Annotated in this window: 10 protein-coding genes; 5 read left to right on the plus strand and 5 right to left on the minus strand. The window is 67.7% G+C overall.

The annotated features are described in order from the left end of the window. Positions 1 to 44: 44 nt before the first annotated feature. Positions 45 to 1,061, plus strand: coding sequence for a magnesium and cobalt transport protein CorA (locus tag AC4D2R_RS01600; RefSeq protein ID WP_490901034.1), 1,017 nt, complete (start codon positions 45 to 47; stop codon positions 1,059 to 1,061). Here the strand turns inward: AC4D2R_RS01600 and AC4D2R_RS01605 are convergent. From AC4D2R_RS01605 to AC4D2R_RS01620, 4 genes are all read right to left on the minus strand, one after another. Then, positions 1,033 to 2,124, minus strand: a complete 1,092-nt coding sequence (locus AC4D2R_RS01605) for an ABC transporter permease (protein WP_490936816.1) — start codon at positions 2,122 to 2,124, stop codon at positions 1,033 to 1,035. The two genes, AC4D2R_RS01600 and AC4D2R_RS01605, sit on opposite strands and share 29 nt — an antisense overlap. Beyond that, positions 2,121 to 4,679: an ATP-binding cassette domain-containing protein gene (locus AC4D2R_RS01610; RefSeq protein WP_490936818.1), complete on the minus strand. Its 2,559-nt coding sequence runs from the start codon at positions 4,677 to 4,679 to the stop codon at positions 2,121 to 2,123. Before AC4D2R_RS01610 ends, AC4D2R_RS01605 begins: the two co-directional genes overlap by 4 nt. A 53-nt stretch (positions 4,680 to 4,732) precedes the next feature. Beyond that, positions 4,733 to 5,455: an SDR family NAD(P)-dependent oxidoreductase gene (locus AC4D2R_RS01615; RefSeq protein ID WP_490936820.1), complete on the minus strand. Its 723-nt coding sequence runs from the start codon at positions 5,453 to 5,455 to the stop codon at positions 4,733 to 4,735. A gap of 76 nt (positions 5,456 to 5,531) precedes the next feature. After that, positions 5,532 to 6,686 (minus strand): substrate-binding domain-containing protein, encoded by a 1,155-nt coding sequence (locus AC4D2R_RS01620; RefSeq protein ID WP_490936822.1) that lies wholly within the window; start codon positions 6,684 to 6,686, stop codon positions 5,532 to 5,534. A gap of 314 nt (positions 6,687 to 7,000) precedes the next feature. Here AC4D2R_RS01620 and AC4D2R_RS01625 point away from each other — a divergent pair, with 314 nt between their 5' ends. Genes AC4D2R_RS01625 through AC4D2R_RS01640 form a run of 4 tightly spaced genes read left to right on the plus strand, consistent with a single transcriptional unit; the run spans position 7,001 to position 11,530 of the window. After that, positions 7,001 to 7,915 carry an alpha/beta hydrolase gene (locus AC4D2R_RS01625; protein ID WP_490936824.1) on the plus strand — a complete coding sequence of 305 codons (915 nt, stop codon included), beginning with the start codon at positions 7,001 to 7,003 and terminating at the stop codon, positions 7,913 to 7,915. 29 nt (positions 7,916 to 7,944) lie between these two features. Further along, on the plus strand, positions 7,945 to 9,621 hold the full coding sequence (locus tag AC4D2R_RS01630; RefSeq protein WP_490936826.1) for a flavin-containing monooxygenase: 1,677 nt from the start codon (positions 7,945 to 7,947) through the stop codon (positions 9,619 to 9,621). Beyond that, complete coding sequence (locus AC4D2R_RS01635; RefSeq protein WP_490936828.1) at positions 9,618 to 10,391, plus strand: SDR family NAD(P)-dependent oxidoreductase; 774 nt, start codon at positions 9,618 to 9,620, stop codon at positions 10,389 to 10,391. The genes AC4D2R_RS01630 and AC4D2R_RS01635 overlap by 4 nt, the downstream gene beginning before the upstream one ends. A gap of 59 nt (positions 10,392 to 10,450) precedes the next feature. Beyond that, a complete protein-coding gene (locus tag AC4D2R_RS01640; RefSeq protein ID WP_490936830.1) occupies positions 10,451 to 11,530 on the plus strand; it encodes an SDR family oxidoreductase in 1,080 nt (359 codons plus the stop codon). A gap of 20 nt (positions 11,531 to 11,550) precedes the next feature. Here the strand turns inward: AC4D2R_RS01640 and AC4D2R_RS01645 are convergent, their stop codons facing one another. Continuing rightward, entirely contained in the window at positions 11,551 to 13,614 is a 2,064-nt protein-coding gene (locus tag AC4D2R_RS01645) for a PhoX family protein (protein ID WP_490936832.1), read from the minus strand. Positions 13,615 to 13,717 lie beyond the last annotated feature (103 nt).

Raw genomic sequence — 13,717 nt, forward strand, 5'->3', positions numbered from 1 at the left:
GGCGTGCAGTGAAGCAGCGGCCAGCAAAGGAGCAGGTGGGTTTCATGACCACGATCGACAGCGCGGTGTACTTGGATGGAATTCGAACCGACAACCCCGACAGTCTCGACGAGACCTTCGACATGATGCACGAGCGGCGGGGCATGGCCTGGATAGGCCTGTTCCGCCCTGCGCCTGAGGAAGTGGATGCGGTCGCCGCCGAGTTCGGTCTTCACGCACTCGCCGTCGAGGACGCCCTGACCGGGCATCAGCGCGCCAAGCTCGAGCAGTACGGCGACACCCTGTTTGTGGTGCTGCGGCCGGCCCGGTACCTCGACGACGTTGAGAAGGTGGAGTTCGGGGAACTCCACGTGTTTGCCGGAAGGGACTTCATCGTCACGGTCCGCCACACCGAGGCGCTCAACCTTGCCCCGGTCCGTCATCGGCTCGAGGCCGAGCCCGAGCTTCTGGCAATGGGACCGCCGATCGTGCTTTACGCGATCCTCGATGAGGTGGTGGACCAGTACCAGCCCGTGGTGGCGGGGCTGCAGAACGACATCGACGAGATCGAGGACCAGCTCTTCAACGCCGGAGCCGACGTTTCCCGGCGCATCTATGACCTCTCCCGGGAGATCGTCCTGTTCCAGCGGGCCACCCAGCCCCTCGGCTCAATGCTCGAGGCCCTGCAGCGTGAATCAGACATGAACGGCATGGACGTCGAGGTCAAGCGCAGGCTCCGGGACGTCCACGACCATGTGCTGCGCATCATCGACCAGGTCAACGCATTCCGGGTGCTGCTGCAGAACGCCCTCACCGTTCATGCAACCTTCGTTGCCCAGCGGCAGAACGACGAGATGCGCCTGCTTTCCGAATCCGGCCTGGTGCAGAACGAGGAGGTCAAGAAGATCTCCTCATGGGCGGCGATCCTGTTCGCCCCCACCCTCGTCGGCACCATCTACGGCATGAACTTCGAGAACATCCCCGAACTGTCCTGGCAGCTTGGCTACCCGTTCGCGCTCGCGCTGATGGTGGCGATGGGAGTGGGCCTGTACCTCATGTTCCGCCACCGCGGCTGGCTGTAGCAGCGCGGACGCCTAGCCTGCGGGACGGCGGCCCCCCTGCAGTTTTCCGCGCTGCCCGCCGCGCCGCCGCGGCCGGCAGGATCTCCCGGGCGAGCACGACGAGGATGAGCACCGCCGCCTGGGCGATCAGCTGCATGGCGTCCTGCCAGCCCATCGACCGGAACAGCTGCCCGAGCTGGGTCAGGAACAGCGCCGCGATGCCGGTCGAGGCAACGCTCGCAAGGCCGCCGGTCAACGCGGTGCCGCCGAGCACCACCGCGGCCACCGACGGCAGCATGTAGGAGTCGCCAAGGAACAGGGCAGGCGTCTTGGTGTAGCCGGCGAGCAGCACGCCGCCGGCGCCGTAGCAAAGCCCCGCGAAGCCGTAGGCGACGATGGTGTACACGTTCACCCGGATGCCAAGCACGGCGGCGGCCCTTGCACTGACTCCGACGGCGGTGAGCCGCCTTCCCACGATCAGGCGCTGCGTCACGAGCGCGGCGATGCCCACGATGCCCACCGCGATGAGCACCGTATTCGGTATCCCGAGAGTGCGGTCGAGGGCGAACCGGTTCAGTGCATCCGGAGCACCGGAGGGTGTTCCATCGGCGAGGAAGAACACGGTGCCGAGCAGGACGGCGTTCATGCCGAGGGTCACCACAAGCGGCATGACCCCAAAGACCGTCACCAGCACGCCGTTGACCAGCCCGACGAGGCCCGGCCCCACCAGGCCCGCGACGACTGCTGCCCACAGCGGCCAGCCGTGGCTCTGCGGCAGCCCCGTTGAGAGCACGGCGGCCAGCGCGATCATGCCCGGCACGGAAAGGTCCAGGCCCCGCTGCTGGACGACGAGGGTCTGGCCGGCGGCGATGATGGCGAGCACCGAGGCGAAGGGCAGCATGCTCAGCAGCGGCGCCGCCCCCAGGCTGCCCGGCGCGATCACCGGGCTCAGCGCGAACAGCAGGACGGTGGCCACGGCGATGCCCACCCAGCTGCCCGAAAGCATCCTGCGCCATACCGGTTCGGCGCCGTCGTCCGCCTGGGAGGCGGCGGGCCGGGTCAGCAGGTCCTTGGTGGTGGTCATGACGCCTTCCTTGAACGACGGGTTCCGCGGGAGCGGCGGAACTGGGCGTAGAGAACAGCCGCGGAGAGGGTGATGAGGCCGGGAAGCCAGTAGGACCAGGCCTGGGAGAGCCCCAGGAACGGCGAGACGTTGAGCACCTGCTGCACGAGGAAAGCGGCGGCGATGATGCCGATGAACGACCCACGGCCGCCGAAGATGCTCGCCCCGGCCAGCACGACCACGGTGACCGATGCCAGCGTGTAGGACAGCGATGGCCTTCCGTCGCCGATGCCGATCTGGGCCATCATGATGAGCGCCGCCGGCAGGACCAGAAGGGAGCACAGCACGTAGGAAAGGAACTGGGTGCGCTTGACCCGGATCCCCAGCCGGCCGGCGGCGTCGATCCGCGAGCCGACGGCGCGGAGCTCGACGCCCCAGCGGGTGCGGCGCAGGGCGACCTCAAGCACGACCAGGGCGGCAACGGCGAGGATCGTCGCAACCGGCACAATCCCGATGCGGGCCTGGATCTGCTCTGCGACGCCACCGAAAATGATTCCGCCGGGGGTGCTGCGCAGCGCCAGGTAGATGCCCTGAAGTGCCATGTACATGGCGAGGGTCACCACGACCGGGTTGATGTTGAACCGGGTGACGAGGAGCCCATTCACGATGCCGGTACCGAGCGCGCCTGCGGCCATGAGGGCGAGCCCGAGGTAGAGGTTGCCGCCGTCGACAATCCAGAAGGAGGCGAGGACCACGAGGAACCCCATGAGGGGGCCCACCGACAGGTCGAAGCCCGAGCCGAGGACCACCACCTGCTGCGCTGCCCCGACGAAGAGCAGCGGGGCAGCCATCAGGAGCAGGTTGTTGAGGTTGAACGCCCCGAAATACGACGGGTTCGTTGCCGCCACGACCACCCCAAGGAGGAGGAACAGTCCGGCCAGGACAGCGGCCGGCGAGGAGTCGCCGCGGAGCCAGCGCCGCAGGTTCACCCCGCGCGCGGCCTTGTCGGCGTCGGTGCGTTCCCGCACCGTGGTGGAGGTCAGGGCGGCCCGTGCGATCGCGGCCTCAGTGACGTCGTCGCCGGCAAGCTCGGAAACGACCGTGCCGCGGGAGAGGATGAGCACCCTGTCGCAGAGCCCTTCGAGTTCCACCCCGTCGGAGGAGAGGATGACCACGGCCGCGCCGTCGTCCGCGGCGCCCCGGAGGATGCCGTAGATGTCGACCCGGGCGCCCGCATCGACGCCCTGGGTGGGTTCCTCGGCGAGGAGGACGGCCGGTTCGGCAAGCAGCGTCCGCGCCAGGACCACCTTTTGCTGGTTTCCACCGGACAGCGAGGAGATGGGGGTCCTCGGTGACGGAGTCTTTACCGCCAGCCGGCGGATCTGCTCCCGGGCCACGTCAACGATCCGCCGCTCGCTGACCGCTCCCGCCCGGGAGACCCGGGGAAGGGTTTTCGCCGAGATGTTCTCCCCCACCGACAACGGCAGGAAGACACCTTCGCCGTGGCGGTCGGCGGGAACGTAGACCACTCCGGCCCGCGCTGCGGCGGCGTTGCTGCCGGGTTGAACCTTCCGGCCGGCCACGGCAATGCCGCCGGAGGCCGGTTCGAGGCCGGCGAGGGCGCGGATCAGCTGCGTCTGCCCGTTGCCCTGCACCCCGGCCAGCCCGACGATCTCCCCGGCCTTCACGCTGAAGCTGATGTCGTGGAAGCCCTCGCCCTCAAGGGCGGTGACGGTCAGCCGGTCGTCGGCGCCGATGGTTCCGGCCTGGGATCCCTTGGCCGGGAAGACGGCGTCGAGCGTGCGCCCGATGACGAGCTCGACGATCTGCTGCTCGTCGACGTCTCCGGCCTCGAAGGTGCCCCGGACCCGCCCATCGCGGAGGACGGTGATGCGGTCGGCGATCTGCTTCACTTCGGGAATCCGGTGCGAGATGTAGACGACGGCGGTCGATCCGGCCACCAGGGCGCGGACGGTGCGGAAGAGCTTTTGGACCTCTTCGAGGCTGAGGTGCTCAGTCGGCTCATCGAGGATGAGCACCTTCGGCTCAAGCGCCAGCGCCTTGGCGATTTCCACGATGAAGCGCTGCTCGACGGAAAGGTCGGCGACGCGGGTGCGGGCGTCGATGCCCATCTCCCACTTGTCGAGCTCCTTCTGGGACCAGGCGGCCGCCCTGCGCAGGCCCCCCACCCGCCGGTACCCCACGCCGACCGCCATGTTCTCGGCAACCGTGAGGTCCGGAAGCAGCGCAGGGTCCTGTCGGACGATGCCGAGCCCGAGCTCCCGCGCCTGCCCGGGCGAGGAGGTGCCGAGTTCCGTTCCGCCGATGTGCACGGTGCCGGAATCGGGCGTGAGGGCTCCGGAGGCGACGGCCATCAGGGTGGACTTGCCCGCGCCGTTCTCGCCGACGAGTGCGTGCACCTCACCGGCGAGCACCTCAAGGGTCACATCGGTGAGGGCCTTGACGCCCGGGAAGGTCTTGACGATGCCGTCAGGCTTCAGGACGGCGGGGCCGAACGCGCGCGCGCCGTCGGCCCCGGGAAGGGTTGAGACGTCGTAGAGGTCGGGGTTTGTCACCGCGGCAACTCCTTACTGGTCCGGTGGTGAAGGGCTGAAAGGGCGGTAGGCGGTCATTGGGCGAGGTACCCGCCGTCGATGACCAGTTCCGATCCGGTGACGAAGCTCGACTCGTCGGAGGCGAGGAAGAGGATGCCGTTGGCGATCTCGCTTGGCTGTCCTGCGCGTCCCATCGGGGTCATGGAGACGACATAGTCGTTCACCTCGGGGGCCTGCGCGTCAGTCAGCGGCGTCACGATGAAGCCGGGGTGCACGGAGTTCACCCGCACGTTCTCCTTGGCGTAGGTGATCGCCGCGCTCTTGGACATGTTCCGTACAGCGCCCTTGGTGGCGTGGTAGGCGTGGGCACCGGAGACCGCGACGCTGCCCCAGATGGATGACACATTGATGATCGAGCCGCCGCCCTGGGCAACCATATGGGGGATGACGTCGCGCATGCCCAGCCAGGTGCCCGTCTGGTTGACCGCGATGACCTCGTTCCAGCTGGAGACGGTGAGCTCGTGCAGGGTGTCGTAGGCGATGATTCCGGCGTTGTTGACGAGGACGTCGACACGGCCGTGCTTGGCGACAACGTCGGAGACGACCCGGCGCCAGTGCTCCTCCTTGGAGACCTCGAGCTGGTGGTACTCGATTCCGGCGTCGAACGTGGGATCCGCCGCCGCACGCCCTGTCGCAATGACCGTTGCGCCTTCCCTGGCGAATGTCTCGGCGATTGCGCGGCCGATCCCGCGGCAGGCTCCTGTGACGATAGTGACTTTGCCTTCGAGGCGATTCATGTGGTGCTCCGGTTCTGGAAGTGGGGGGGAAGGGTTGACGTTCCGGGCCGGCATCCGCCGGCCCGGAACCGGGTGGTTACTGGAAGAGCTTCTTGAGCGAGTCGACGGTCAGCCCCGAGGAAAGGATGGCGTCCGGGGGCAGTTCCTTCTCGCACTTGGGCTGGAGGTCGGGGTTGGTCGAGTCCTCGATGATTTCGAGGTTGTAGATGGAGGGCTCGTCGTTGGGAAGGCCGTTGGCCGCGGCGAGGCCCTTGTGCAGGGCGGCCGAGACGATCCAGTTCCGGGAGGATTCGGTGGCGATCTGGTAGTTGGGCTCGGCGTCCTTGTGCTCGTACCACAGGCAGGCGAACTCGTTGGAGTCGTTGGCGGACCAGGCCGGAAGCGGCTTGTCGGCCGCCTGGAAGGCGCGGATACCGCCGACCGAGCCTCCACCGTAGTCAGCAACGATGCCGTCGATGTCGCCGTACTTGGTGATCAGCCCGGCGACGACCTGCTGGGTTTTCCCGGGCTCCCAGTCGGTGGCGACCGGGCCTTCCTCATTGAGCAGCTTGATGTCGGGGTTGGCGGCGGCCACTTCCTTCACGCCGTCGAAGACGCCCTGCGAGTACGAGTTGCCGGCGATCCCGCCGAGCATCACCAGGTTGCCGGAGCCGCCCATTGTCTCAATGGTCCACTCCGCGAGGTTCTTGCCGTAGGTTTTGACATCCTCGGCGACGAAGTCGACGTAGTCCGTTCCGGGAGTGCCGCCGGGAGAGCCGACGTAGGGGACGACCTTCACTCCGGCGGCTGTCGCCTTCTTGATCGTTGGAAGCAGGGCCTCGCCGCCGTCGACGAAGGTGACAATGACGTCGACGTCCTGGGCGACGAGCGAGTTAATGTCGGAGATCGCCTTCTGCGTATCGCCCTGGGCATCTGTGTAGAGCACCTCGGTGATGTTGGGGCACTTCGCGGCCTCCTCTTCGAAGATCGCACGGGTGATCTTGCGCCAGGAGTTGCCGCCGAACCCGTCGGCGAGCGCGACCTTGAGGTCTTTCTCACCGCAGAATTCGCTGATCTCCTGGAGGTCGCCCTGTACGCCGGTGGCCCCGACGGTGATCTCCCCGGACCCCGAATCCGAGTCCGCCCCGGCTGCGGCGTCGCCGTCGCTCGACAACGCACCGGTCGAGCAACTGGCCAGGGGAAGAGCGGCGAGCAGTGCCGCGGCCGCCATCGCTGTTTTCGTTTGGAACATGGGATCTTCCTTCTGATGAGTGGTGTTGGGGCCGGCCGGACGGACCGGGACCCCAGCTGGTGGACTGCGGTGAAGGTCCGCCGGGGTGCCGGATGCTCACCGTCGTCCTTGACGGGTCCTGCCGATTTCCGCGTGGTGCTGGTTGTGGAACAAGACGTTCGGGCCGTGTGCCTGGCTTGTCTACGAGTCTTGGGCACCCGGCCCCGGGGCGAACGCCTCACCCTGAGACACCGGTGCATCATTTTGCGACAACGCCTCCACCGGCGGATCCGCGCGGCCATCCTTGAACAATCCCCAACCCTGAGGAGCCTTGAATGCCTGAAAACCAGCCGACCGACCTGCTCGGCGAAATGTATGCCCAGTGGAGCGCCGAGTTTTCGGCGAACCCCGATATGTCCCTCCAGATGACCCGCTGGATCTTCGAGGACTGGCAGCGGGCCACGACCGAACCCGAAGACGTCACCTACCGCACCACGGTGGTCGGCGGCGTGCGCGGCATCCTCGTCACCCCGCTCGACGCCGATCCCCGCCAGGTGCTCCTGGTGCTCCACGGCGGAGGGTTCGCGCTCGGATCGGCATCGAGCCACCGCAAGCTCGCCGCCCACCTCGCGAAGGCGTGCGGCACCAGCGCCTTCGTCGTCGACTTCCGGCTCGCGCCCGAGCACCCCTATCCCGCCCAGATCGACGACGCCCAGTCCGTGTACCGGGCGCTGATCGCCGACGGCATCAAGGCCTCGGACATCACGCCGGTGGGCGACAGCGCGGGAGCGAGCATCGCCATTGCCCTGGTGCTCCGGCTGCTCCAGGGCGGGGAGCCGCACCCGGAGCGGGTCATCACGATGTCCCCCTGGCTCGATATGGAGAACTCGGGGGAAACGATCGAGACGAACAACGACACCGATTTCCTCATTACGCGCGAGGGGCTGCAGGGCAACATCGACCGCTACCTCTCGGGCGGGGCGAGCCCCACCGACCCGCTGGTCAACCCGCTGTACGCCGACTTCACCGGCTTCCCGCCCCTCTACATCGGCGTCTCCGACACCGAATCGCTGTACGCCGACGCCGAACGCCTTCACAAGCTCGCCGACCACGCGGGAGTGGACGTGACCCTCTCCGTGGGCGCCGGGATGCAGCACGTGTTCCCCCTGCAGGCGGGCAACCTGCCCGAAGCCGACGCCGAAATAAAGAACATGGCCGCCTGGTACCGCTCCGGCCGGACCGCCGGCTAACCACCCCACCTTTCGAAAGGAACCCTCCCATGACCGATATTTCCCAAACCGCACCCCGCCCGGCAGCGACGCCGGGAGCGGATTACGACGCCATCGTCATCGGGGCCGGCTTCTCGGGCCTGGCCGTCCTGCACCACCTGCGCGAGATCGGGCTCAACACGCTCGTCGTCGACGGCGCCGACGGAATCGGCGGCACCTGGTGGAGCAACCGGTACCCCGGCGTCCGCACGGACAGCGAATACAGCTACTACTCCTTCTCCTTCTCCAAGGAGGTCCGCGAGGAATGGACCTGGACCGAGCGGTACCCCTCGGGCACCGAGGTGCTGAAGTACCTCAACTTCGTGGCCGACCGGCTGGATCTGCGCAAGGACATCCAGCTCAACCGCCGCGTCGACTCGACCGTGTACGACGAGGCCACGAACCTGTGGACCGTCAATTTCTCCGACGGCACGAAGCTGACAACGAAGTACCTTGTGAGCGGCATGGGTGTGCTGTCGCAGGCGATCTACCCCGACATCCCCGGCATCGAGGGCTTCAAGGGGGCGAAGTTCCATACCGCGCACTGGCCCAGGGAGGGCGCCTCGCTGGCCGGCAAGCGGGTGGGCCTGATCGGCCTTGGCGCCTCGGGCATCCAGATCGTGCCGACCATCGCGCCCGAGGTCGGGGAATTCTTCGTTTTCCAGCGCACCCCGAACTTCATCGTGGAGACGACGAACGACTCGGTCACTCCCGAGGAAATGCAGCACGTGCGCGAAAACTACGACGCGATCTATGAGAAGGCCGCACAGCACCCGTTCGGCGTCGCCATGGAGCCGGCCGAACACAGCGCCCTTGAGGTCTCCCCCGAGGAGCGGCAGCGGATCTTCGAGAGCAAATGGAACGAGGGCGGCTTCCACTTCGCGAATGAGTGCTTCAACGACCTCGCGACGAACCACGAGTCGAGCGAACTGGCCTCGGAGTTCATCCGCGGCAAGATCCGCGAGATCGTCACCGACCCGGCCACAGCGGACCTGCTGAGCCCGCACGACTACTCATTCAACGGCAAGCGCGTGCCCACCGGCCACAACTACTACGCCACGTTCAACCGGGGCAACGTGCACCTGATTGACACGAAGACCACTCCGATCACCGAGATCACCGAAAAGGGGGTCCGCGTCGGCGGCACCGAGTACGAACTCGACGTCCTCATCTTCGCCACCGGCTTCGATGCGATGACCGGCACGCTGACGAACATCGATATCGTGGGCCGCAACGGGGTCACCCTGCGCGACAAGTGGGCGGCCGAGGGCCTGCGCTCGAACCTCGGCATCAACGCCCACGGCTTCCCCAACTTCTTCATGTCACTTGGTCCGCAGACCCCCTACTCGAACCTGCCCGTACCGATCCAGCTCGGCGCCCAGTGGCTGCAGCGGGCCATCCGGTGGGCGGAGGAGAACGGCGTCGAGCGGTTCGAGGCGACGCCGGCGTCGGAGCAGTGGTGGGCCGAGGAGGTGGAACGCGCAGGCAAGTCCACGGTGATGTACTCGGAAGGCAAGAAGGCGAAGGCCTGGTTCCTCGGCGAGAACGTCCCCGGAAAGCCGGAGACGTTCCTCGTCTACATGGGAGGCGGGCAGGTGTACCAGGAGTTCTGCCGCAAGGCCGAGGAGAACGGCTACCGCGACTTCCTTGCCTCCGCCGACGCCTCGAAGGAGCCGGCGACAGCATGACCGGCCGGCTCGAGGGCAAGGTCGCCTTCATCACCGGCGCAGCCTCCGGGATGGGCCGGGCCACGGCCGAGCTCTTCGCGCAGGAGGGCGCGGCCGTGGCTGTCACCGACCTTCACGGTCCGGCCGGTGCCGAAACCGCTGAGGGAATCACCGCCGCCGGGGGCCGGGCCCGCTTCTGGCCGGTGGATGTCGCCGCCGAGGAGAGCGTTGCGGCGGGCGTGGCGGCGGCGGTTGCGGAGTTCGGCACCATCGACATCCTCGTCAACTGTGCCGGAATCATCGGCGTGGACAAGCCCACCCACGAGGTGTCGGAGGCGGAGTGGGACGCGCTGTTCGCCGTCGACGTGAAGGGAGTGTTCTTCGCGACCAAGCACGTGGTTCCGCACATGATCACCGGCGGCGGAGGATCGATCGTGAACTTCTCGTCCATCTACGGGTTGGTCGGCAACGACGAGTTCACCCCGTACCACGTGGCAAAGGGCGCAGTGACGATGCAGACCCGCCAGGACGCGGCGACGTACGGCCGGTACAACATCCGGGTCAACTCGGTGCATCCGAGCACCGTGCTGACTCCCCTCGTCGAGGGGATCGCTGCGGCCTACGACGGCGGACTGCCCGCCTACGAAAAGATGATGACCGCCCGCCAGTCGCTCAAGCGGCTCGGACGGCCCTCGGACGTCGCCTACGGCGTGCTGTACCTGGCCTCGGACGAGGCCGGGTGGGTGACCGGGGTGAACCTGCCCCTCGACGGAGGCTACACCGCACGCTGACCAGCACCCCAGGCCATGTACCAGCATCCCGGCACCGGTCGGAGAACAAAGGAGCTTGAATGGAAACCAACGCACCACGTATCGGAACCGCCCTGGTGGTCGGGGCCAGCGGCATCGCCGGTTCGGCCCTCCGCGACCGGCTGGTTGAGGCGGGGTGGCAGGTGCTGGCCCTGTCCCGCACACCGGGGGCCCAGCAGGACGGAGTGAGGCACCTTGCCGCCGACCTCGGCTCACCGGCGGAGCTGCGCACGGTCCTGGCCGGCGAGCGGCCCACCCATGTGTTCTTCACCGCCTGGTCTCCGCGGCCGACCGAGCGGGAGAACATCGAGGTCAACGGCGGGATGCTCCGCAACCTGCTCGGGGCCCTCGAGGGGAAGCCGGTGCAGCACGTGGCTCTGATGACGGGGCTGAAGCACTACCTCGGCCCGTTCGAGGCGTACGCCGCCGGGGAGATGCCGGACACGCCCTTCCACGAGGAAGAGTCCCGGCTCCCTGTCGATAACTTCTACTACGCCCAGGAGGACGAGCTGTGGGCTGCCGCAAAGCGGCAGGGGTTCACCTGGTCGGTGCACCGGGCCCACACGGTGATCGGTCATGCCGTGGGAAACGCGATGAACATGGGGTTGACCCTCGCCGCCCAGGCATCCATCTGCCGGAGGGAGAACCTGCCGTTCGTCTTTCCCGGGTCCCAGCAGCAGTGGAACGCCCTGACCGACATGACCGATGCGGGACTGCTGGCCGAACACATGATCTGGGCGGCCACCGCTCCGGAGGCCGCGAACGAGGCGTACAACATCGTCAACGGGGACGTGTTCCGTTGGCGCCGGATGTGGTCCCGCGTGGCCGGCTACTTCGGCCTCGAGCCCGTCGGACCCGAGGAATCCCCGCGTCCCCTGGCGGTGCAGATGCAGGGCATGGAGGCCGTGTGGAAGGAGATCGCCAGCGAGCACCGACTGGTCGAGGACGACCTGAACCGGGTTGCCTCCTGGTGGCACACCGACGGCGACCTCGGCCGGCAGATCGAAGTCGTCGCGGACATGAGCAAGAGCAGGCTTGCCGGTTTCACGGGGTACAGGTGCACCGAGGATGCCTTCACCACGCTGTTCGACCGCTACCGGGCCGACCGCATCATCCCGTGACGGTCGGCCCGTTCCCGCCCTCAGCCCCGGTACACCTGGACCACCGACGGGCGCGGCAGTGCGGCTTCACCGCCGGCCGGCCGGGCGCCGGCCGGCACGTAATCGGGGAACCGGGAGACCTGGTTGGCCCAGCTTCCGTCCTCGCCGGGGTGCTGGACGGCGACGAAGACGATCCGTTCGGCGTCGTGGATGATCGGCCCGCAGGTTTCGGCGTCACGGGGCACGGCGAGGAACTGTTCCACGCGGCCCCGCTCCTGACCCTCGAGGCCCACCTTGAACAGTCCGTCGCAGTAGCCGATGGTGCCCGGCTGCCCGTCGGTCGAGATCCACAGGTTGCCTGCCGAGTCGAAGGCGAGGTTGTCGGGGCAGCTGATTGGTGACACCTTGTCGGCCGGGTATCCGCTGAAGTAGGCGGTCGGGTTCTTCGCCGGGTCCCCGCATACCAGCAGCAGGTTCCAGGTGAAGCGGGTCGCCGTTGCATCGCCGCCGGCCTCCGTCAGCTCGACCACGTGCCCGTCGCGGTTGGCGGTGCGCGGGTTCGCCTCGTCGGCCGCCGCGTTGGTGCCGGTGCCCCGGTTGGTGTTGTTGGTGCACGCCACGTACACCTTGCCGGTCGCCGGGTTGGGTTCGACGTCCTCGCAGCGGTCCATCTTCGTGGGCCCCACCTTGTCGGCGGCGAGGCGGGTGAAGACGGCCACCTCGGCCGTGCTCATGCCGGGCACCGCCGATTCATTGTCGAGCAGCAGCGGCAACCATTCGCCGACGCCGTCGAACGCGCCGTCGGAGGGCAGGGCGCCGGAGCCGTTGATTTCCGGCACTGAGTTGCCCTGGAACCGGGCCACGTAGAGGGAGCCCCTGGAGAGCAGGTCCATGTTCGCCCGCCGCGCCTCCGGGGTGTGCCCGGGCTGGACGGTGTTGGTTGAGACGAACTTGTAGAGATAGTCGAACCGTTCGTCGTCTCCGGAATAGGCAACGACCCGCCCGTCCGGCGCCACGCTCACGTTGGCCCCCTCGTGCTTGAAACGCCCAAGCGCGGAGTGCTTGCGGGGCGTCGATGTTGGGTCGAACGGGTCGACCTCCACGATGTAGCCGAAGCGGTGCTTCTCGTTTTCGTAGCCCGGGTTCCGCGTGTCGAAGCGTGCCTCGTCGATTTCCCAGCCGCGGGCCGTCGGCTTGGAGCCCAGCCCGTAGCGGCGGTCCCCGGCGCTCGTTCCGGCGCTGACGAAGTACCCGTTGAAGTTTTCTTCCCCGGAGAGGATGGTCCCCCACGGGGTTGTCCCGCCGGCGCAGTTGCCCAGCGTGCCGAGGATGGTGCGGCCGCCCGGATCGTCGATCGTCTTCACCAGGTCCGATCCGGCAGCCGGCCCGGTGAGCTGGTAGGCGGTGCTGGTGAGGAACCGCCGGTTCAACGGGGCCCCCTGCACGTAGTTCCACGGCTTGGCGGCGTTCTTCCGCTCAAGCTCAACCACGGACAGGCCGTGGGCGGCCTTGCCGATCCCGCGCACCTCGGCGGCCGCAAGGGTGGGAGGAACCATGATCGACTCGTTTGTGTATTCGTGGTTGGCAAACAGCACCGCCCGGCGCCCCTTGCTGCCGGGGAGCGGGAGGATGTCCGTGTAGTCGCAGTTGTACCCGAACTGCCGGGCCTGGGCCGCCGCCGTCTGGTGCTGCGGGTCGAACTCCGGGGAATCGGCGAACAGCGGATCCCCCCACCGGATCACCGGCTTCCAGGCGAAGCCCTTCGGAACCGTCACGTCGTCCACCAGGGCGTCGACCGGGGCGATGGCGGTGAAGGCGAGCCGGCTGCGGGCGGCACCGCCCTGGTGGGCGGCCGCCGGGGAGAGGCCCGCTCCGGGGCCCGCCGCATTCCCCAGAAGCAGGGCGAACGCACCCACCGCGCCTGCCCCGAGCATGTTGCGGCGGGAGAACTCGGTGGACACGATGTCGCGGAAGTAATTGTTGTCGGACGTGTTGCACACCGCGGAGGAGCAGGCGTTGTCGCATTTGAGCGCACAGGTGACGGGACTGCGCTTGCCTTTGGTGTGTCCGAGCATGGGGAGCAGACGGCGGGTGGTTTCGCTCATGGAGGGGCCTTCCGGGGGACAAGCGGGCGGGTGGTTCGTCGACCCACACTGGCAAGCCGACCCGACGGTGGCAGTTCATCCGGGTTAACTCCGGGCAAAGCCC

The sequence above is a fragment of the Arthrobacter sp. TJ-217 genome, assembly GCF_058269255.1.